The 20,279-nt window shown below is 49.2% G+C and carries 15 protein-coding genes and 1 tRNA gene; 7 read left to right on the plus strand and 9 right to left on the minus strand.

The window, feature by feature from the left end; genetic code table 11:
• Positions 1-9: 9 nt before the first annotated feature.
• From F4Z13_05160 to F4Z13_05170, 3 genes are all read right to left on the minus strand, one after another.
• The gene (locus F4Z13_05160) at positions 10-1,266 is read right to left on the minus strand and encodes a restriction endonuclease (protein MXZ48626.1); all 1,257 of its coding nucleotides are present in this window, start codon (positions 1,264-1,266) and stop codon (positions 10-12) included.
• The gene (locus F4Z13_05165; GenBank protein MXZ48627.1) at positions 1,266-3,521 is read right to left on the minus strand and encodes an AAA domain-containing protein; all 2,256 of its coding nucleotides are present in this window, start codon (positions 3,519-3,521) and stop codon (positions 1,266-1,268) included. Before F4Z13_05165 ends, F4Z13_05160 begins: the two co-directional genes overlap by 1 nt.
• 104 nt (positions 3,522-3,625) lie before the next feature.
• The gene (locus F4Z13_05170) at positions 3,626-6,103 is read right to left on the minus strand and encodes an adenosylcobalamin-dependent ribonucleoside-diphosphate reductase (GenBank protein ID MXZ48628.1); all 2,478 of its coding nucleotides are present in this window, start codon (positions 6,101-6,103) and stop codon (positions 3,626-3,628) included.
• A gap of 338 nt (positions 6,104-6,441) precedes the next feature.
• Here F4Z13_05170 and F4Z13_05175 point away from each other — a divergent pair, with 338 nt between their 5' ends.
• The 4 genes from F4Z13_05175 to thiE all read left to right on the plus strand — a co-directional run bounded on the left by F4Z13_05175 (position 6,442) and on the right by thiE (position 10,356).
• A complete protein-coding gene (locus F4Z13_05175) occupies positions 6,442-7,080 on the plus strand; it encodes a DUF924 domain-containing protein (protein MXZ48629.1) in 639 nt (212 codons plus the stop codon).
• Between the two features lie 104 nt (positions 7,081-7,184).
• On the plus strand, positions 7,185-8,276 hold the full coding sequence (locus F4Z13_05180) for a mechanosensitive ion channel family protein (GenBank protein ID MXZ48630.1): 1,092 nt from the start codon (positions 7,185-7,187) through the stop codon (positions 8,274-8,276).
• A 1-nt stretch (position 8,277) separates the two neighbouring features.
• The gene (gene argH, locus F4Z13_05185) at positions 8,278-9,663 is read left to right on the plus strand and encodes an argininosuccinate lyase (GenBank protein ID MXZ48631.1); all 1,386 of its coding nucleotides are present in this window, start codon (positions 8,278-8,280) and stop codon (positions 9,661-9,663) included.
• A 51-nt stretch (positions 9,664-9,714) separates the two neighbouring features.
• Positions 9,715-10,356: a thiamine phosphate synthase gene (gene thiE, locus F4Z13_05190; protein MXZ48632.1), complete on the plus strand. Its 642-nt coding sequence runs from the start codon at positions 9,715-9,717 to the stop codon at positions 10,354-10,356.
• A 15-nt stretch (positions 10,357-10,371) separates the two neighbouring features.
• On the opposite strand, the gene F4Z13_05195 is transcribed toward thiE, so the two are convergent.
• The 4 genes from F4Z13_05195 to F4Z13_05210 all read right to left on the minus strand — a co-directional run bounded on the left by F4Z13_05195 (position 10,372) and on the right by F4Z13_05210 (position 16,668).
• A complete protein-coding gene (locus F4Z13_05195; protein ID MXZ48633.1) occupies positions 10,372-11,187 on the minus strand; it encodes a methyltransferase domain-containing protein in 816 nt (271 codons plus the stop codon).
• 355 nt (positions 11,188-11,542) lie between these two features.
• Complete coding sequence (locus F4Z13_05200; protein ID MXZ48634.1) at positions 11,543-12,643, minus strand: porin; 1,101 nt, start codon at positions 12,641-12,643, stop codon at positions 11,543-11,545.
• Positions 12,644-13,127: 484 nt separating this feature from the next.
• Positions 13,128-14,108, minus strand: coding sequence for a deoxyhypusine synthase (locus F4Z13_05205; protein MXZ48635.1), 981 nt, complete (start codon positions 14,106-14,108; stop codon positions 13,128-13,130).
• Between the two features lie 103 nt (positions 14,109-14,211).
• Positions 14,212-16,668, minus strand: coding sequence for a leucine--tRNA ligase (locus tag F4Z13_05210; protein ID MXZ48636.1), 2,457 nt, complete (start codon positions 16,666-16,668; stop codon positions 14,212-14,214).
• Between the two features lie 136 nt (positions 16,669-16,804).
• Here F4Z13_05210 and F4Z13_05215 point away from each other — a divergent pair, with 136 nt between their 5' ends.
• Positions 16,805-17,551, plus strand: coding sequence for a uracil-DNA glycosylase (locus tag F4Z13_05215; GenBank protein MXZ48637.1), 747 nt, complete (start codon positions 16,805-16,807; stop codon positions 17,549-17,551).
• Positions 17,546-17,622 (plus strand) — tRNA-Arg (locus F4Z13_05220). Before F4Z13_05215 ends, F4Z13_05220 begins: the two co-directional genes overlap by 6 nt.
• 37 nt (positions 17,623-17,659) lie before the next feature.
• Here F4Z13_05220 and F4Z13_05225 read toward each other — a convergent pair.
• Both F4Z13_05225 and F4Z13_05230 read right to left on the minus strand, forming a co-directional pair.
• Positions 17,660-18,454: a class I SAM-dependent methyltransferase gene (locus F4Z13_05225; protein ID MXZ48638.1), complete on the minus strand. Its 795-nt coding sequence runs from the start codon at positions 18,452-18,454 to the stop codon at positions 17,660-17,662.
• Between the two features lie 56 nt (positions 18,455-18,510).
• Complete coding sequence (locus tag F4Z13_05230; GenBank protein MXZ48639.1) at positions 18,511-18,927, minus strand: NUDIX domain-containing protein; 417 nt, start codon at positions 18,925-18,927, stop codon at positions 18,511-18,513.
• Positions 18,928-19,101: 174 nt separating this feature from the next.
• Here F4Z13_05230 and F4Z13_05235 point away from each other — a divergent pair.
• Positions 19,102-20,279 (plus strand): thioredoxin domain-containing protein (locus F4Z13_05235; protein ID MXZ48640.1); only part of this gene is annotated, 1,178 nt, incomplete at its 3' end.

The raw sequence follows: 20,279 nt of genomic DNA on the forward strand, positions 1-20,279 counted from the left end.
CGGTTTTTCTTACCAGAAAACAAACTCGTTTGGTCTGTTTCCGCTGATATCAATCGGCAGTATATGAAGAGTTGTCGGAACTTCTTCATGTTCCTTGAGAAGCGTTAGTTTAATTCGTTCCGTTAATTTTTCCTGCATAGGATAAAACAGGGCAAGATTCCTGACTCCGTACCTTGAAGCGTAGCTTCCTATCTGATACATATCTGACTGCGTTATCCCCAGTTTCTGTTCTTCGCTGTCCAGTACTTTCCATTTTGCATCGGCGATGGCAACCGGATTTCCAGATTTGTTCAGAAATGAGAAATCAGGCTTCATCATGAAAATCGACTTACCGGAATCTTCCCGTCTGGCGAAAGATCTTTGAGGTCCTTGTTCTCTTATGCTGATATCTTTTTCCCTTGTCTCTTTGCGAAGCTCCACTCCGACATAAGCCTCAAACAGCCTGTTCATATCGAACAGAAGTGCAAGACAGTCTTTCTCCCCCGTGGTAACGCCTGGATAGAATCCTCTGAGGAAAAATCCGCACTGCTCGAATACCTGTTTGTACCTGTCAGTTATGCGGTCAAAACTCAGAGAGTTAACCGCCGCCGTGACGTCCGTGGCGAAGTCGCTTATGGGTTCGAATCGCGCAAGAAGTTCCGAGACATGCCGTTGCGGTCGGCTTCCTTTAGCTTTTTTAAGCATTACCTCCAGTACATGTTTCAGAACTTGGTTGTAAACGTTATCCGCGCTTAATTCGTCGTACTGGCAGAAAAGCCGTTCCCCGTGGGCGAGATTCCGTTTGAGATGCTCCCCGATTTTAAGCTTCCCACGCAGCACGTTCAGATTTTCTTCGCGACGGATATATTTCTGGATCATTCCGCGCGTCAGCTGGGCATGAAGCTGGTCGCAGAAGTGCAGTATGAATATGTCGAGGAGGAATCGCTTCTGGAGATTAATTCCCGCAGTACCCGCCCTAGTGAGTTTCAGGTACCGCGCTCTGTAGAGCATGCGAACAAGAACTTCCCGGCTAGATTCGACATCATCCGCTTTTATGTCATGAATCTTGAGCAGAATCTCTATGGATAAATCCCCAAGAGAAATTACTCCACAGTATGATGCGAATTTTATTTCCCTGTCTCCCCACGACCAGGCTTTTGTCGGTAGTTTTCCTTCGAGTTTTCCGAGAAGCTCTGCGTGTTTTTCTCCAAGCTCGTTTTGTCTACCTGCGGGGGAGCGGACGATGGGGACCGATTTGTGCTCAATGACGGTAATTACTTCAGACATTAGGTGTTGTTTTTTTCTTCGTATACTTTCCTGATTGCGTCTGGAGTAATCTCGTCTTTAGTGGCTACCCGATATTCAGTTGAGTCTTCAAAATCATTCTCAAACCCGAAGACTTTTTTTCCTTCTACTATTTCGTGTTTTATAATCTGCGTTTCCTGCGGCTCGGGTTTTTCTCCACCTGTTTTTACATCTCTGAATACGAGTTGAATCTTGTGCCAGTCATCGTAAAAATACTCTTGGAGAAGAGGAATAATCCGGGAAAGCAGCACATCTTTAAGCTGGTCAAAATTACGTACCCTGATAAGGTAAGAATGACCGATGGTCATATCCCTGCTCAGGAGAAAGCGTATCCGGCTGTTTATCGCTTCAAGCAGCTTGCGAAGATCAATTTCCCCTCCCTTGTCGTCTTTTATCCTGCCATCAGATGAGCCTTCAATCACGCTTGTATCCGGCATCATTTCCTGGAACTGAAATCTGCGCCGAAGCGCAGTGTCAAGAAGAGCTATCGAGCGGTCAGCCGTATTCATGGTGCCGTAAACATCCAGATTGGCCGGGACCCCGAATTTTTCCCCCGAATAAGGAAGAGTCAGAATCATACCTGACTGGGGCGAACCATCTTTTCCGTATGTCACTCTTTTGTCCGTTTCAAGCAGGGTGATGAGTTCTCCGAATATGCTGGCGATATTTCCCCTGTTTATCTCGTCAATAAAAATTGCGTATTGCTGTTTAGGGTCCACTTTTGCTTTCTGACAGATTCGCTTGAATACGCCAGGAACGACCCCGTATTTCACGTTTCCGTCTTTATCTGACTTAGGTCTTATACCCTCGACGAAGTCTTCGTAGCTGTACGCCTGATGAAAGGTCACAAACTCGAATCGCTGATCATGCTTTTTGGGCTCATGATCCTGTTCACATTCGAATCGTTCGTCGGGCAATTCCCGCTTTGGTCCGGCTTTCCATTTTTTGGCAAGTTCCACATGCCGTCTCCACTTGTGATCCTTATCGCATTCCTCTTCCCAGTCATTGACAAGATACCATCTCTTGTTGGAATCCTGATCAAATACAAAAGGTGGACGGTCGTATTTGGTTGCCTGAATGACTTCTGAATTTTCAGCAGCATGTTCTCTGAGGTATGTAGATATTGAGTTGCGGATGTTTTTGTTGTTCGTCATAGGTTTTCTTATACGAATGTACTCATGTTCTGAGATTTCGGTGAGTGTTGCATTTGTTTCCAAGTACAGTACTCCGATGATTATGCTTAGCCACTGTGGGTTAGATGACTCAAATTCTTGACGAAGCCAATTTTCTCTAGTTTGGTCTTGCTTTCTGCTTAGAGTTTCTGCCGACGGAGTTTGTTTTTTGCCAGAATATTCTTCAGTTCGACTATTGAGCCAATGGGTTTTTCCGGTTCCGGGGGGGCCGTAAAGAATCAGATTGAGGGGGTTTCCACCATTTGAATTTTCATTTTGCCATTCATTCAAAGGCGGGTTATAAAAATCAAGTTCGGAAGTTCTGTGCTCTTTTTCTTTCTCGCGTCGTATTTCAAGAAGAAGGCGGTCTATCTCCACCGGCGACAGTTTCCGGCCCGCTTCTCCCTTCTTAAACTTGCTGACAATTTTTTCTCGATGCTCTGCGCTGAATATGCGTTCAAAGCTATCAGGGAAGAGTAAAAACAGGATCATGTGACGTGACTGGCGGGTAGCACTTCCTGGAATCTGTTCAATCCACTCGGCAAAATCCCATCCATCGGAGAGAAGCAGTTCCTTGCGCCTCGTTACCGGAAACTTTTTCAATTCAATCATAAGCAGAATGAAAAATTCCCATTCCCACGCAAGTCTGGAAAAAATGCCTGCGCCAACATTACCTATTCCGGCCAGAACATCGTCCTCAAGCCATTTGGAGTTTTCGGGAAGTGGCTTGCTCGATCTCTCCCAGATAGTCTTGATGCTTTCGCGTTTTGTTTGGATTTTGTACTTGTCGTGGCACAAAGACATCAGCCACGATATTTCCACAGCCAGTTGTTTGATTTCAGGTGGTCTTGCTTGAAGGAGATTTCCCAGCTGTTCGGTGAACTTGTCTTCGTTCTTATCGAGTTGCTTTATGAGATGTTGGTTGAGTTCTTCAAAATAACCAATCTTCCATATCTCTGTATCTTCAAATATCCCATTGTCTGATATCAGGGATGTGTGTTTCCAGTGCTCGGCAGCCTCTAATATGGGCCCGGCGACATTGTTCTTGCCTACATAACGGCTCATTTGGCGATTGCTTCTTTTCGGATTAGTAAAAGACTAGGTATCGCTACTGTTTGCCTTCGGGGCATTGAAACTGTGACAAAAAAGTTCAAGTAAAAAAAAGCCGCCTAGTTGCACTTCGAGAATCCGCATTCCCTGCAGGTAAAGCAGCCGGATTCATACGCAAGTGCTCTGCTTCCGCATTCGGGGCACTGCTCAAACATAAGGTCCGTTGAAACCTTCTGGGTAGAGCCGTTTGCCTCCGCGACAGGATTGGCTTCGTCGCTGGCTTTCTCTTTTGTTACGAAGTGGCTTCTCAGCACCTTCGCTATGGCGTCGGGGACGGACATTATGACCCTTCCCCCTGAAAAAACTGGCGAGGAACCTCCAATGGCCTCCAGCTGTTCCACGACATCTCTGACATCAACCCCAGACCTCAGAGACAGAGATATCAGCCTTCCAGTTGCCTCGGCATCCGCCATCGTGGTAAATCCAGATTTTCCAATCTGGACGAAAACTTCAAACGGCTTGCCTTCGTAACTGTTGACAGTCACGTAGAGATTCCCGTACCCAGTTTTTATCGCCTCGGTAAAACCTTCCAGGACTCTTGGTCTCGTGACGGGTTTTACCGCTTCTTTTTGAGAGGGATGAGGGGATGGTGTGAGGTTGGAGTGGGTGGTTGACATCCCTTCATCCCAGGGTGGAGAGTTTGTTTTATCTTTCGCTTGTTCTTCCGTTATCAGCACCCCTTCTCTGGAGCCTTCCCTGTAAACGGTTACCCCCTTGCAGCCGAGCTTCCAAGAGAGGAAGTATATCTTCTCGACCTCTTCGAGGCTTATGTCCTTGGGGAGGTTAACGGTACTTGATATGCATGAATCTATGTGCTTTTGAATAGCGGCCTGCATGCGGACCCGCTGTTCCGGCTTTATCTCGTGTGAGGTGACGAACGTGTCCGGAAGATCCGCCTCATCGTCCAGCCCGAATTTCTCCATGTACTCAGACACCAGAGGGTGGTAGACCTTGAATTCCTCTTCCGACAAGGATTCCGAGCGCCGCAAGTAGGACAGGGCGAACATGGGCTCAACACCGCTTGTTGTTCCAGCGAGAACCGAACCGCTTCCGACGGGTGGAACCGTGAGTATGCATGCGTTTCTGAGGCCCTGCTTCTTTATCTTGCTCATCACGTTATCGCGCATGCTTTTTACAAATGGATTAGCTATATGAGTTTTCAGATCAAACACGGGGAAAGTTCCCTTCTCCTTGGCAAGGTCTGAACTGGCCTCGTAAACTATGTTCTTTACATGTTCAAAAAGCTCGTCGGTGAATTTTATGCCTTCAGACGTGTCATATTTTATGTTGAGCTTGGTAAGCATGTCTCCAAGGCCCGTGAACCCGACCCCTATTCTCCTCGACCTCAAAGACGCTTTTGTCTGGAAGCTTAGGGAGTGCTTTTCAATGTTGTAATCCAGTATGTCGTCAAGGAATCTGACGCTGTATCGAAAAGCCTTTTCAAGCTCTTCCCATTCTATCGCGGCGGTTTCTTCGAAAGCGTTTTTGACGAACATGGAGAGATTCACGTTCCCGAGGCAGCAGTTCCCGTAGTCCTCAAGCGCCTGCTCGCTGCAGGGGTTCACGCCATTTACTTCCATGTTGGCGTATTCGGTCGGGGAGTATCTTTTAACTGTGTCCCAGAATATAAGTCCGGGTTCGGCCGAGGACCATGCTGACTGAACGAGCTTGTCCCATATCTTGCGGGCCCGCACGGTTCTTTTTATTTCGGTTTTCTCGTTTGAGAAGCTGAGTTCGTAGTCAGTGTCTCTTTCCACGGCTTCCATGAACTTGTCATCAACCTTCACCGAGATATTGGCAAACTGCACCTTTGATCTTGCCTCATCGTTTTTTATGTCGAGGAAGTCCATTATGTCGGGGTGATCGACTTTCATGGTTATCATGAGGGCCCCTCTTCTTCCCGCCTGCCCTATGGTTCCGGTAGTTGTGGAGAGAAGATCCATGAACGATACCGCCCCCGTTGAGTATATGGCCGAATTGTTCACCGGCGAGCCTTTCGGTCTCAGGATAGATATATCGGTTCCGACTCCTCCGCCGAAAGAGTAAGTCCTGGCGGCCTCCTTGCACCACTCGAATATTCCCTCTATGGAATCTTCCTTTATCGGCATGTAGTAGCAGTTAAGGAGCGTGGCCCTTCTGTTCTGGCCGGCACCGAACAGTATTCTCCCGCCGGGTATGAACTTGAAATCGGAGAGGAGCCAGTAGAAGTTTTCCTCCCACTGCTTTCTCAGTTCCTTTTCTTCCTCGGGGGACGCTATTTCCCTGGCCACCCTTCGCCACATCTGCTCCGGAGTTTTCTCTGTTATTTCTCCTTTTTCGTTGCGAAGAGCGTATTTCTCGTAGAAAACGCGCGCCCTGAGCGTGTCTCCGCCGAAGGCGTCGATGGTTTTCGCGGGAATTTCTATGGTGTCGCTTGGAGCTTTGACATGCTCCGGAGAGGGTTCTTGGATCTGGGTTTCTTGTTCATCGACGGCTGCAGTTTTAAGATCGGATGTTCCATTCGCAACGATTTCAGGGTGGTTTTTATCTCCAGGCACACTTTCCTCCTTTTCTGTTCCTTATAAACACTTCCTTCCGGTCTATGTACAAGATGTATTGCCTATCTTGTGCACGGAATCTATTTAAACACAATATATTGATGCTTGTCAAGGAACTATTTTGTTTTCGTTAAATAAAATTAAAAGGGTTTTTGCAAAGAGAGATCATCGGACCATGAAATTCAAGTGAGATCAGGTGCTTGCCTCTTCACCTTGAAAATTTTTCGGTAACTATGAAACGATAAAATTTTTCTTCACAAGTGTGGCAGGGAAAGATTCAGGGTCGGATAGTACGGTTCTTGTGAGGAGCCTGTTTCCCTGTGTTATACTCTCGGGATATGAAAAGGGAGGAAGTTTTTGCCGCGGGGGGAACCGAAGCAGTCTCCGAGGTGCTGGATTTCTGGTTCGGCGATCTGCGCGAGGGAGAGCTGCCGGATGAAGAGAAGCAGATGACTTGGTGGGCGAAGTCAGAGGAGTTTGACGATCTCGTAAGGCGGAGATTCGAGAAATATGTCCTGTTTGCCGAAAAAGGGGAACTTTCCCGCTGGCTCGAAACCCCCTTGGGCACAGTGGCGTTTATAGTCGTCGTCGATCAGTTTCCAAGGAACATCTACCGCGACACACCGGGAGCGTTTTCAACGGACTCGCTGGCTCTTCGCGCCTGTCTTCGGGGCATTGAGAAGGGATTTGACAGGGACCTTCACCCGGCGCACAGGACATTTTTCTACCTGCCGCTTATGCACTCGGAGGACCTTGAGATCCAGGAGATGAGTGTTCTTAAGTACTCCGCTCTTGAAAACGAATATGCCTCGCACCCGCAAATCAAGGAAACCCTTGCCTGTTCAACGGATTTTGCGGGACGGCACTTTGACATAATAAAGAGATTCGGAAGATATCCCCACAGAAACGCGGCTTTGGGAAGAGAATCAACCCCGGAAGAAACCGAGTTTCTAAAAGAGCCTGGAAGCTCTTTCTAATTCTTTCCACTGACTTTTTTTGTTGTTTAAGGTTATTCAAGCGGGTATTTATATGATGGCCGCAGCGTAGGGCGGGTGTATTTTATATCAGGGAGAACGTTTGATTGAATATCGAGGAAATATTTAGCCGGACTTACTTGGGCAATCCCGCCGAATCGTGGCTCTGGGCTCTGGGAGCGGCGATTGTTTTAGCCTTAGTTTTTAATTTCATCCTGAAAAGGTTCGTAAGGGGGTTTGCCAATCTTGCCGAGAAGACCGAGACAGATCTCGACGATCTGGTTTCAGCACTCTTAGAAAAAACCAGCATAGTGCTGATCATAATTTTTTCGGTCTACGTGGCTACCTTCTTCCTTGACCTCACCCAGCAGGTAAGGGAATTCCGGAAAAGCGTAATAATTATCTGCCTTCTCGTTCAGGTCGGTTTATGGGGAAGCGGTTTCATTGATTATTACGTTTCGAAGAAACTCGCGAATATCGATGTCGGCGTCGGCGCCACCGTAACACACCTAAGAAGTCTCGGATTTTTCGCGAAAGTAGTTCTCTGGGTGATTCTGGTAATTCTGACGATCGACAATCTGGGTTTTGACCCTACCACGATAATTGCGGGACTTGGAGTCGGGGGCATAGCCGTAGCGCTTGCTCTCCAGAACGTTCTCGGCGATGTGATAGCTTCGCTCTCCATTATTTTCGACAAGCCTTTTGAAGTCGGGGATTTCATAGTGGTAGACGATATAATGGGGGATGTCGAGCACATAGGGCTTAAGACCACGCGCCTCAGGAGCCTTTCCGGCGAGCAGCTTGTTTTATCGAATAACGATCTGCTTCAAAGCCGCATAAAAAACTACAAGAGGATGGACTCCCGCAGGATTGATTTTTCTTTAGGTGTCATTTACGAAACGTCCTACGATAATCTTGAGAAAATCCCCGGGCTGATAAAAGATATAATAGAGTCGGAACAGAAAACGAGATTCGTCAGAGCGCATTTCAGCAGTTACGGTGATTTTTCCCTTAACTACGACATAGTCTACTTTGTCCTTAGTCCTTTATTTGATGATTATATGGATATACAGCAGAGAATTAACCTAAAGATATTTAAAAGGTTCTCCGATGAGGGAATAGAGTTTGCCTATCCCACACGCAAGATCTTTCTTGATTCGGTAGAAGCTGCGTCGACCGGCGCAGGGGCGGGAGACTGAATTGGCCAAAAAAGCGTGGGGAGGTCGCTTTGCTTCCCAGACACACAATATCGCCGAGAAGTTCTCGGAATCGGTAAGTTTCGACAGGCGTCTTTACAAAGAAGACATAAGGGGGAGTATCGCCCACGTGAAAATGCTTCGCGAGACCGGGATTATTTCTCGTAAAGATGCATCCCGAATAACCAAAGGCCTGCGGGAGATCGAAAAGGAAATAGACCGCGGGGAGTTTGCTTTCAGCGAGAGCTACGAGGATATCCATCTCAACATAGAGAAGAGGCTTATCGAGAAAACGGGGTCTTCGGGTGCCATGGTACACACCGCCAGGAGCAGGAACGACCAAGTTCTAACCGACACGAGGCTTTACCTGAGGGGGGAGACAGAAGAGATAATTTCACTTGTGTGCGCCTTGGCGGAGCAGTTCGTTGAACTTTCCGCAAAGAATCTGGGGGTGATTGTTCCTCTCTACACCCACATGCAGCGTGCGCAGCCGGTGCTTCTATCCCACCATCTTCTGGCTTACTACGAAATGCTAAAGCGCGACCGCGAGAGGTTTATTAACTGCCTTGCCAGGGTGAATGTGAGCCCGCTTGGAAGCTGTGCCGGGGCGGGAACCTCGTTTCCGATAGACAGGGAGATGACCGCCGAGGGTCTGGGGTTTAAATCGGTTTCCAGAAACAGCATTGATTCTGTAAGCGACCGTGATTTCTGCGCGGAGTTCGTATTCTGCTGCTCGATTCTGATGATGCACCTGAGCAGGCTTTCCGAGGAACTTGTTTTGTGGAGCGCAAAGGAGTTTGACTTCGTTGACCTCGGGGACGGGTTCACCACGGGGTCTAGCATAATGCCCCAGAAAAAAAATCCAGACATGTCGGAGCTCACCCGGGGAAAAACCGCCAGGGTCTACGGAAACCTGAGTGCATTTCTGACTTTGATGAAAGGACTTCCGCTTTCCTACAACAGGGACATGCAGGAGGACAAAGAGCCTCTTTTCGATACGGTTGACACGGTAAAGCTTTGCCTTCAGGTTAATGTCGAAATGCTGAAGACGCTTGAATTCAAGGAAGAAAACATGAAGAAGGCCCTTCAGGGAGGCTTCGTTACCGCGACCGACGTGGCGGACTATCTGGCCCGCAAGGGTGTCCCGTTCCGTTCGGCCCACGAAACCGTGGGGAAGATAGTTTCTTACGCCGAGCGGGGGGGAAAGGAGCTTTCAGATCTTAAGCTCTCCGAATTCCGCAGGTTTTCCAAAAAAATCGACGAGGACATTTTTCAGGTGATAACATTCTCGGGTTCCGTTGAGAGCAGGAATTCCCTAGGCGGCACTTCAACCTCGAACGTGAGAAAAGAGATAGCAAACGCCAGAAGGTTCCTCAAAAGATGCATGTAGCCGTTTTTCCGGAAGAGTCGGCAATGATTTTCATCCTGTTTGCGGTGCGCCATGGGTTTTAAGCTTGGGGGACTTTACGTGATTACCGACGAGGGGCTGATTCCGCGCGGTTCTTTCTGCGAAACAGTTGAGAAATCGTTAGTGGGGGGAGCTGACATCGTTCAGTTAAGGGATAAAACTTCTCCGCGCTCGGAAGTCGTCGCCTTGGGCAGGGAACTTCTCGGTATTACGAAGAGATACGGCGTGCCACTTATAATAAATGACTCCCCGGAACTCATGATGGAAATAAAGGCCGACGGAGTGCATCTGGGCGAGGACGACCCGAACATAATACCCACGAGAAAGAAACTGGGTAACGGCGCTATCATAGGCGTTTCCTGTTACGGTTCTCTTCCAAGAGGTATACACGCCGAGAGAATGGGTGCCAATTACGTTGTTTTCGGAACTCCTTGGGCCACTCCGACAAAACCCGGCAGAATCCCCACCCCTTTTGAGACTCTAATCGAGGCAAAAACCGCTATCACGGGGATTCCAATATTTGCCATAGGGGGAATATTCTCCCATAATGCGGCACAGGTACTTGCTACCGGGGTGGACGGCGCAGCCGTCATAACGAGTGTTTTTGGATCAGATGACCCGGAGGGTGCTTCGAGGGATCTTCGCTCTGTTCTTAAGGATCACCCGGTCGTGTGACCATGCGGGGAAACCCTATTCGGGCTTTGAGCATATGACGAGATGATTTGAGGCTCTTCCCTCGTCAACCAGTCCCAGATACGTATCGAAATACTCAATGTGATAGCGGGTGTTTTCCTCGCCCTGCTCTTCGGCAATCACGGCGGAATGCTTTTTGTAAGCGTCTCCCCAGTTTTTAACCTGAACCCGGAAATCTGCCACGTACTCGGTTATTTCCTCGATACGAAATCCGGCCGATTCAAGCTTTCCCCTGTAACTTTCAAGCGAATCGTAATATTGCGGGAGAAGATAGCCTCTCGCCATTTTCTGCTTTGTTTCCTCGTCACCGGATATCTCGAAGGTGCCGCTTAGAAACGCCCACGTTCCGGAAGGCTTAAGTACCCTGAGAATTTCCTTGAAAAGTCCCGTCTTGTCAGAAAACACGTTCATCACGTTAAGACTTATTGCCAGGTCAAACGTGTTTTCGGTAAACGGCATTTCCATTGCGTCGCCCAGATGAAATTCTGTTTGTTCCTCAAGCCCGGAGTTTTTCGCGAGTTTTCCTGATACGTCGACTCCCACTTCGTTAATTTCTATTCCGGATACCCTGCATCCGGTCCTGTCGGCTATGTATATCGCGGGACCGCCCGCTCCGCTTCCCACGTCAAGAACATGCGTTGTTTTCTCTATGCCGAGCCTGGGGATCAGCTGGTCAAGATAACGGGGAGTAATGAAGGACTGCTGTCCTATGTCGTCCTCTATTCCCCAGATGGATTCTCTTATGAGCCTGTTTGCGGGGCTGTCGAGCTGGTGAAGCTCGGAATAATCTACTCCTATCCGTTTTTCGTTCATCTGCAGTATGGTGCCTCCGATTGAATTTTAGGGAATTTTCGTAATTGAATCTACACTCTAATTGGCTAAACGCAATAAACGGTCCTTGAGCAGAGTGTCATTTGCTGCTAGGTGCGCAATGGAACTGAATTTCTGAGATGTTGCGACGTGTTTCGGCCGGACCGGCATCTCATCATTAACGGCGGAGAACTCTCTTTAGGAGGGCACAGAAAAAAATTTTCGGAATTGACCGACGACGGGGTGAAAAAAAAGAGGAGGTACTAAAGAGAACCTTTCGGATCCCCTTCAAATACCTCCTCAATTAAACTGATCAAAACGCTAAAGATTCTAAAACAGCAAACCCAAGTCCGACAGACTAGAATATCTGAACGTCAAAGTCATAACGGAAACCGAGGCTTAAAGTATTTACGTCATCGCCCCCATCCTCGTCAGCTAATACCCATTCGGCAAAGACGTCTAAGGCGGGATGTACCTCTTTAATCAAAGTAACGTTATAGATCATCCTTTCGCTTCCGTCGTCTGGGTCGGACATGAAAAAGCCCGCGAGCAATTTAACGCTACCAAAAGTGTAGGCGGAGGCTATGTCGAGAGTAAAGGGGTTCATTTCAGTGCCGTCATCGTAATTGTCCGTTATGTACTGGTAAGTAACGGCGAGGTACAGGTTCTCGATTACATTCAGGCTGCCGCCGACACCGAAGAAATTCCTCTCAACGTTGTCATCGTCCCTGTTCTGCCGCAAGTAGGATGCGCCGATGTAAATCGGGCCAGAACTGAAGCCCGCGCCGATCGAAGCTGCGTCAACGCTGTCGGCATTAGAGGCGGAGGCATCGGAGCCATAGTAAGCATCGTTCTCGACCTCACCATCTACCTGCATGCCTGCGTTTACTTTTAAACCCGCAATACTGTGTGAGTATGTTACCAGATTGCTGCTCCGGAAAGGACCCTGATGATCATATCCGAAGGGGCTTCCGCGATGGTAAAAAATGTCGGTTACTTCTGCTACAGTGTTAAAATAGGGGTCCCACTGCTTACCGATAGCTACCATTCCCAGGTCATCGCTTTTAATACCCACGTAAGCCTGGCGCGCGTCGCCGAAATTGCCGTTTTGCTCAATATCAACGTCCCACTCCCCGTGCAACACTGCGGACAGACCTTCGGTTATCTGCGTGGTGGCTTTGAGGCCGACTCGTGAAAGCGCGTCGGTGATGTCGGCTGAGCTCCCGTCACTGTTTTCATAGGTAAGCCTCGGCCAGAACCTGCCGTAGATTGAAACATCGGTATCCTTAACCAGTGCTTCCCCAGGCATTGCCTCTTCGGCCATCGGTTCCTCAGCCATTGCTTCTTCGGCTATCGGTTCCTCGGCCTCTCCCCCGCCTGCAAATGCTGAAAGCGGTACTGCCAACATCCCGGATGCCAGCAGACAAATCATTAAAACCCTTTTGATAAAGTAATTCATTTTTCTCCTCCTTTTATCATAAGGTGCAATATATTCACTCAGTTAAAAATCTATTATGTCCAACTCTTCAAGGCGAAACAATGCAGATGGCTTTGAAAACCATCTGGGGGCAACAGCAATAAATCTGTTTAGGCTCGGTACTGCAATCGACCCATATAATTGCCGTTGACGACTCGATGCAATCATAACAGCATCCCGTTCGTCTTTATTAAGTAATAGGTTCATCTGATATATCGATTTCTATTCTATCATAAATAGCAGATGTTTTTAAAGGGATTTTTCGAAGCAAGCCGTCAAAACCAGAATATCGGGGATTTTAACATTATGGTTTGATCTTCATGTTTTCAGGCGTCCGGTTATGTTGAAGACTCTGAAACTTTTCTGGTTAAGGAAGTCGAATCATGACGTCTAAAAATCAGTTCAAGTAAAACCCAGAACCGGATTCCGAAAAACTTCTGCATTTATATTCCGCGGGAAATATGGGCTAATCATCAAACTTAAGAAGGGTTCCTTTCCTTTTTAGCTGGGTTTTTTCCGAAAGAGCATGAGAGACGATGGGAAGAGCTATGGTGGCGTCGCAGTAGCACTGAACCAAGCTGCCTTCGGGATTTTCCTTTCCCCAGGAAACCGCCTCTTCGAACGTGCACCCCGAAAGTCCCCCCCATTGGGGAGAATCGGTCGTGATCTGGATTGCGTATCTATGAGGATAGTAGGTTTCCTGCTCCCCGGTTCCCTTGCGGTTAAGCCCAAGCGCTCTTCCTGGAATCTTCCTGTCTTCGTAAAGAAGGTCGCCCGTGACGGCAAAGAGCTGAATAAAGTCTTTCGGAACCCCGCCACCTATGTAAACCACTCCCGTGTCAACCACGCTCTCGCCCATTCCCATAAACTCTACGTAGTCCTGTATGGCGTCGATCGTGAGATGATGTCCCTTGCTTTCGGCTATGAGCGCCGCGTCTCCGTAAGGGCTGTCCGCTATGGCGGGGCAGAAGACCGGAACTTCGTTTCTGGCGGCCGTGGCTACGATGCAGTTTATGTTTTTCTTGTCGAGCCACTGTCCGCATCTTTTTAGGAATTCTCTTGAGGAATAGCTTCGGGATTTGTCAAGAGTCATTATGAATTCGGCTAAAAGTTCGGTCATCTCAAGGTAGTCGGGCTCGGTTCCGTAAACGTCGTAGTAGCGGTTTATCCCCTCGGAGAAAAGCTTTGAGTCGTCTTCGTTAGGAGTTCCCTGCCAGTACGAAAAACCCATCGCTTCCACTATGTCCTCGGAGATATTCGCGCCCGTGGGTATCAGAACGTCAATATACTTGTTTTCGATTAGCCAGTTTATTACTTTCCACTGTCCGGTTGTTGAAAGGGAGCCCGCGTATCCGAAAAAGATGGTGAGATTCTCAGCTTCCACCATCTTGCAGAGAACGTCCACTACCCTGCCCAGATTTCTACCCTGAAATCCCGTCTGCGCCATCTCCTCGAGCAGTCTTGAGATCGGCTTCTCGGGAGAAACCTCTATCGCTTTTACTTTTTCCCCAAGATAGCCTGATTCTTCCTTCACGTTCTTTTTCTCCTTGCTAAACTCTTATGTCCACGAGTCTTTTCGGTACGTAGACGAAGTTTTTTATCTCCCGCCCCGCTATGTACTCCTTTACCCGGCTGTCGGAAAGGGCGATTTCCCTAACGGTTTCCTCGTCTGCGTCCGCGCTTAAGGAGATCTGGTTTCTCACTCTGGAGTTAACTCTTACGGGTATGGTTATCTCCGCGCTCTCAAAAGCGCTCTCGTCCCACTTTATCCACTCCTTGTCAACTAGGCTTCCGCTTTCTCCTGAAAGTTCCCAGAGTTCCTCCGCGAAATGGGGAGCCATAGGGTAGATAAGCCTCGTTATCGCGAGTAGCGACGCGCGGGCGTGCTCTCTTTCCACGCTTTTTTCTTTCCAGAGTGTGCTGAGTTCATTGAAAAGCTCCATTACGGCCGATATTGCGGTGTTGAACTTGAAACTCTCTATGTCTTCTGTGACTTTTTTTATCGCCCGGTTGGTCGTGGCGGCGAGAACAGCCGATTTCCCCCCTGCCGGCAGTTCCCGTATCTGCTCTTTATTTTCCGGTTCGGCGAAAAACCCGGTGGCGAAACGCCAGACCCTGCCGAGGAACCTGAACATTCCGTTTACTCCTTGTTCGCTCCACTCAAGATCTTTTTCCACGGGGGCGGCGAAGAGCATGAACATCCTTACGGTGTCAGCCCCGTAGCGAACTATCATGTCGTCGGGGTCCACGGTGTTCCCGAGAGACTTTGACATTTTTGCCCCGTCTTTAACCACCATCCCCTGGGTGAGAAGATTTTCAAAGGGTTCGTCGAGTTGGAAAACGCCGATGTCCCTGAGCACCTTCGTGAAGAACCTCGAGTAAAGCAGGTGAAGTATGGCGTGCTCTATTCCGCCTATGTACTGATCCACGGGAAGCCAGTAAGAAGTTTTTTCAGGCTCGAACATGCCGCCTTTAAAATCGGGAGAGGCGTACCTAAGGAAATACCAGGAGGACTCGACAAACGTATCCATTGTGTCGGTTTCTCGCTTCGCAGGTTCCCCGCAGGCGGGACAGCTTGTCGCGATGAAGCTTTCGATCTTGGAAAGAGCGGGGATTCGCTCTCCGTCAATATCTATCTCAAGCGGGAGTTCCACTGGAAGATCGGAGTCTGGAACCGGAACCTCTCCGCACTGCTCGCAGTAAACTATAGGTATCGGTGCTCCCCAGTAGCGCTGCCTTGAGATTCCCCAGTCCCGAAGCCGGTAGTTGATCTTGGTTCCGCCCGTGGCGTTTTTCTGGAGAAATTCTGCTATTTCCCCGAAGGCTTCCTGGGAGGTGAGACCCGAGAGCCATTCAGAATCCCCGAGAACACCTTTTTCCGTAAATGCTTCTTTTTCGATGTCAAAGACGCTTCCGTCGTCAGGGAAAATCACCTGTTTTATCTGAAGACCGTATTTTTTCGCAAACTCCCAGTCTCTCTGATCGTGCGCGGGAACACTCATTACCGCACCCGTTCCGTAGCTCATGAGGACGAAGTTCGCGGTCCATACAGGTATTTTCTCCCCGCTTATGGGGTGGATGGCCTCTATTCCCAGAGGGACGCCGCTTTTTTCCATGGTTTCAATCTCAGCTTCGGAGACAGGCGCCTTGCGACACCGGGCGAGAAAGTCCGCCACCTCGGAGTTTTTCTTAGCCGTCTCCTCTACAAGCGGATGCTCGGGGGCCAGGGCTAGATAAGTCACCCCCATAATAGTGTCCGGGCGCGTGGTAAATATCTTCAAAACGCTCTTTTCCCCGTCCACGCGGAATTCGGCCTCAACTCCCTCGGATCTCCCTATCCAGTTCCTCTGCATGGTTTTAACCGCGTCGGGCCAACCCTTCATCTTTTCAAGTTCGTCCAGCAGCTCTTCTGAGTAATCACTTACCCTTAGGAACCACTGCGGTATTTCCTTTTTTTCGACAACAGCCCCTGAGCGCCATCCCTTCCCGTCAATCACCTGCTCATTTGCGAGCACTGTCTGGTCAACCGGATCCCAGTTGACAACGGAAGTCTTTCTGTACGCTAGCCCCTCGCGGTGAAGTCTGGTGAAAAGCCACTGTTCCCAGCGGTAGTATTCAACGTCGCACGTTGCGATCTCCCGGTTCCAGTCGTAGCTGAACCCGAGGCGCATGAGCTGCTGTTTCATCTGTGCTATGTTGGCCCGTGTCCAGGTCGAGGGATGTATGGCGTTTTGTATCGCCGCATTTTCGGCAGGCAGTCCGAAAGCGTCCCACCCGATTGGGTGAAGAACGTTAAAGCCCCTTGCCCTTTTGAATCTCGAGACAACGTCCCCGATCGTGTAGTTCCTCACGTGCCCCATGTGGATTCTCCCTGACGGGTATGGGAACATTTCAAGAACGTAGTATTTTTCCCCGGAGGTCTCCTCGGAGACCTTGTAGGTGCCTTTTTCCGCCCAGAAATCCTGCCACTTTTTCTCGATTTCCTGCGGTTTGTATTCTCTCTCCATTCCGAGGGGAAAGCGTTTGACGGGTTTAGGTCTGGGGTTTTTGCAAACGCGGTCTTATTCTAATTAAAACCCGCCTTGCTTTCAAACCCCTTCGCTACCTACTGCCGTTTGTGTTAAACTTCCTTTCCGGCGAGCAATGAGTTCCAGTGAATTTTACGAGACGGCGCGGGCGCTTGAGAACTATCTTCGGTTCTGCAAGGAGATCGGTATAGAGGAATTGCCGGCTGAGTTTGCCGCTGGAGGCACCGAAATAGCGGATACGGAGAGAAACGGAACCGTTCTTTTAAGTGATCGCAGGAAATCTAGGGATTCATCTGCGGTCAAGACGCTTTCCGAGATAAGAGAGGAACTAGGGGACTGCACGAGGTGCCGTCTCTGCGAGACCAGAAAGAGCATAGTGTTTGGCGAGGGGAATCCCAAGGCAAGGCTCGTGTTTGTGGGTGAAGGTCCCGGAAGGGACGAGGACATTCAGGGAAGGCCCTTTGTCGGAAGGGCGGGACAGTTGCTTACGAAGATAACCCAGGCGATGAAGCTTGAGAGAAAGGACGTGTACATATGCAACGTTGTAAAGTGCCGTCCTCCGGGGAACAGGAACCCGCAACCGGACGAAGTGGCAAGCTGCGAGCCTTTTCTTATGAAACAGATAGAAAGCATAAACCCCGAGGTAATAGTTTCTCTCGGAAGCGTCGCTACTGGATTGATGCTCAAGCTTAAGAACTTCAAGATGGGGCAGTTAAGAGGCACTTTTCACCAGTACGGGGACTCAAAGCTTATGATTACGTACCACCCAGCCGCGCTTCTGCGAAACCCGTCTCTTAAAAAACCCGTCTGGGAAGACATGAAGCTTGTAATGAAGGAACTTGGGATACCTGTCAGCGGGTGATTAGCTCAGTGGATTAGAGCACAGGCCTCCGGAGCCTGGGGTCGGGGGTTCGAATCCCCCATCGCCCGCCACAATGTTAACCCAAACGCAGCCAAACGTACTCCAGAGTTATTTCCTAAGGACGGTGTACATGGTTTTCTCATCGGACCAGTTGATCTTGTCGGGATCTTCGTAGGATTCACGGATGTTTTTCCTGAACTCCGCAAGGGATCTTTCAAACTTCTGGCTCTCATAGAGATAAAAAGTCGAGTAGTGCTTGCTCTGCGCCCTCTCAACCAGTTCCTGCAGGGAATTCTCCCTGGCGAGAATAAATGTTTTCGTCTCAATAAGCTCAAGCCCCTCTGTGCTTTTGATCTCTGCCTCAAGCTTTTCGGTGTTGTAAAAATCCGATTCCTTCTGGTTAAACGACGGGAAGTGTTTTCCCCATATGCTTTTCATGCTCTGGGTCTTGGTTCTTGTGTAGATAAAAAGAAACGATCCCTCTTTGAGCACCCTTGCACTTTCCCTCAGGAATTTCGGGGCGTTGAAAAAATGTATGGCGTTGAAGCAGAATACGGCGTCAAGGGCACTGTCCCCGATTGGAAGTTCCTGGGCCATGGCGATTTTGGTCACGTAGTTTCGGATGTCGTGATCCTCAAGGTACTGCTCGAGGCTCTCAAGCATGAACTCGTTTGTGTCATAGCAGTAAAGAAACAGGTCCTCCTTGCCCAGATGCTCGAAGAAAAGTCTTGCGTATCTTCCTGCTCCGGCCCCCACGTCGGCAGCCTTTATTTTCCCCTTGTCCCCTATTATTCCCTTTATGTAGAGCACGGGTTCTGAGTCTGTGACTCTCAGGGACCTGTAGATGGCCGCTACCCGCGCGTAGTGATTCTGTGTCTTCTTTATAAACTGTTGGCTTTTCATTTGTTCCTCTCCGGTGTGAGTATGAAGTTGCGATTGCTGCTTGGTCGATTAAGGCTTCAGCTCCGGGACTGAGAGCCTAGGATATTTTTCTGAAAACTTTCCGCGACTTCCCGAAACAGGTAAGCGACCGTGTCGGGAAGGTCGTCAACCCCGCACCATTTTCTTTTTCTATCCCTTTCGTAATCCCCCGTATCTTCAATGGCCCTGGCGCGGAAAAAAGTGTAGAGAACGTGCCTTTTTCCTCCTTCAATGACCATTATGTCGAGAGGCTGCTCTATTTCCACTTTGTATCCGCTTTCCTCAAGACATTCCCTCTCCGCCGCCTCGGCGGGAGTTTCCCCGTAATCGACTCCTCCGGCGGGAAAGACCCATGAATCATTGAGCTTTCTTGAACTCACTAGAATGACTTCAATCTCCCCGAGGTTGTTTTCCCTGTAAGCTACGACGCCTGCCTTCTGTACGGGTTTACGCATTTAGGTGAGAATGTTAGCCTAAAAATAGAATATGAACAGAAAGAAATTATTATTTTTTCCGAGCGGAGGAAATTTCTCAGACGGGTTCCTCAAGGCTGGAAACATCTTACGTTGCATGGAACTTATTTTTGATCGGACTATATGATTCTCCCATTCCCCGAAGAGGAGGTTTGAGTGTCAAACAGACTTAAAAACGAAAAGAGCCCCTATCTTCTCCAGCACGCGGAGAACCCGGTTGACTGGTATCCGTGGGGAGAGGAGGCGTTCGAGAAAGCCCGGGAACTTGGAAGGCCGATATTTCTTTCCATAGGATACTCGACCTGTCACTGGTGCCACGTTATGGAACGCGAATCCTTTGAGGACGCAGAGGTAGCGGGGCTTATGAACGAGAACTTCGTCTCGATCAAGGTTGACAGGGAGGAACGTCCCGACATTGACAATATCTACATGACTGTCTGTCACGTGATTTCAAGGAAAGGCTGCGGCTGGCCTCTTAACATAGTCATGACGCCCGAGGGGGAACCTTTTTTTGCCGGAACCTATATACCTAGGGAGAACCGTTACGGTAGAGTCGGGATGAAGGAGCTTGTGCCGGCGATAAAGGAACTCTGGGAGAACAAGAGGGAAGAGGTTCTGGAGTCGGCCCGGCAGATAACCGACGCTGTTTGCAGCTTGGGGGATTCTCTCCGAAGAGTAGGTACTTCCCTGCTTAGCGAGAAGACTCTTGATCAGACCTACAGTTACTTTCTTTCGACTTTCGATCCCGATGAAGGCGGCTTCGGGAAAGCTCCGAAATTTCCGACTCCCCACAACCTGATGTTTCTGATGAGGTATTACGGGCGCACCGGGAAAGATGCTTCCTTGAGGATGGTTGAGAGGGCGCTTCTTGCTATGGGAAGGGGTGGCATATACGACCATGTGGGCTTCGGTTTTCACAGGTACTCGACCGATTCACAATGGCTTGTCCCCCATTTCGAGAAGATGCTTTACGATCAAGCCCTTTTGGCGATCACTTACACAGAAGCGTGGCAGATCACGAAAAACCCGTTTTACGAAAAAAAAGCGAGGGAGATACTTGAATACCTGATTCGGGACATGACCTCTCCCGAAGGAGGTATTTACTCGGCCGAGGATGCCGACAGCGAAGGGGAGGAAGGCAAGTTCTATCTTTGGACCGTAGGGGAGATAGAGGAACTCGTGGGAGCGGAGGGTGCAGAACTTCTCTCGGACGTCTACAATCTCTCTCGCGACGGAAATTTCAGGGACGAGGCGACGGGAGAGCAAACCGACAGGAATATATTTCACCTGAAAGAGCCTTTGGACGACGCGGCCGCTCGGCTCGGACTCCATAC

This window comes from Candidatus Dadabacteria bacterium (assembly GCA_009837205.1).
Lineage (GTDB): Bacteria > Desulfobacterota_D > UBA1144 > Nemesobacterales > Nemesobacteraceae > Nemesobacter.

Bases quoted from the DNA above. Each gene is read 5' to 3' on its own strand.
- thiE (MXZ48632.1), top strand. From the start codon at position 9,715: ATGGGTTTTAAGCTTGGGGGACTTTACGTGATTACCGACGAGGGGCTG.
- F4Z13_05200 (MXZ48634.1), bottom strand. From the start codon at position 12,643: ATGAATTACTTTATCAAAAGGGTTTTAATGATTTGTCTGCTGGCATCC.
- F4Z13_05210 (MXZ48636.1), bottom strand. From the start codon at position 16,668: ATGGAGAGAGAATACAAACCGCAGGAAATCGAGAAAAAGTGGCAGGAT.
- F4Z13_05215 (MXZ48637.1), top strand. From the start codon at position 16,805: ATGAGTTCCAGTGAATTTTACGAGACGGCGCGGGCGCTTGAGAACTAT.
- F4Z13_05160 (MXZ48626.1), bottom strand. From the start codon at position 1,266: ATGTCTGAAGTAATTACCGTCATTGAGCACAAATCGGTCCCCATCGTC.
- F4Z13_05165 (MXZ48627.1), bottom strand. From the start codon at position 3,521: ATGAGCCGTTATGTAGGCAAGAACAATGTCGCCGGGCCCATATTAGAG.
- F4Z13_05205 (MXZ48635.1), bottom strand. From the start codon at position 14,108: ATGGCGCAGACGGGATTTCAGGGTAGAAATCTGGGCAGGGTAGTGGAC.
- F4Z13_05230 (MXZ48639.1), bottom strand. From the start codon at position 18,927: ATGCGTAAACCCGTACAGAAGGCAGGCGTCGTAGCTTACAGGGAAAAC.
- F4Z13_05225 (MXZ48638.1), bottom strand. From the start codon at position 18,454: ATGAAAAGCCAACAGTTTATAAAGAAGACACAGAATCACTACGCGCGG.
- F4Z13_05195 (MXZ48633.1), bottom strand. From the start codon at position 11,187: ATGAACGAAAAACGGATAGGAGTAGATTATTCCGAGCTTCACCAGCTC.
- F4Z13_05175 (MXZ48629.1), top strand. From the start codon at position 6,442: ATGAAAAGGGAGGAAGTTTTTGCCGCGGGGGGAACCGAAGCAGTCTCC.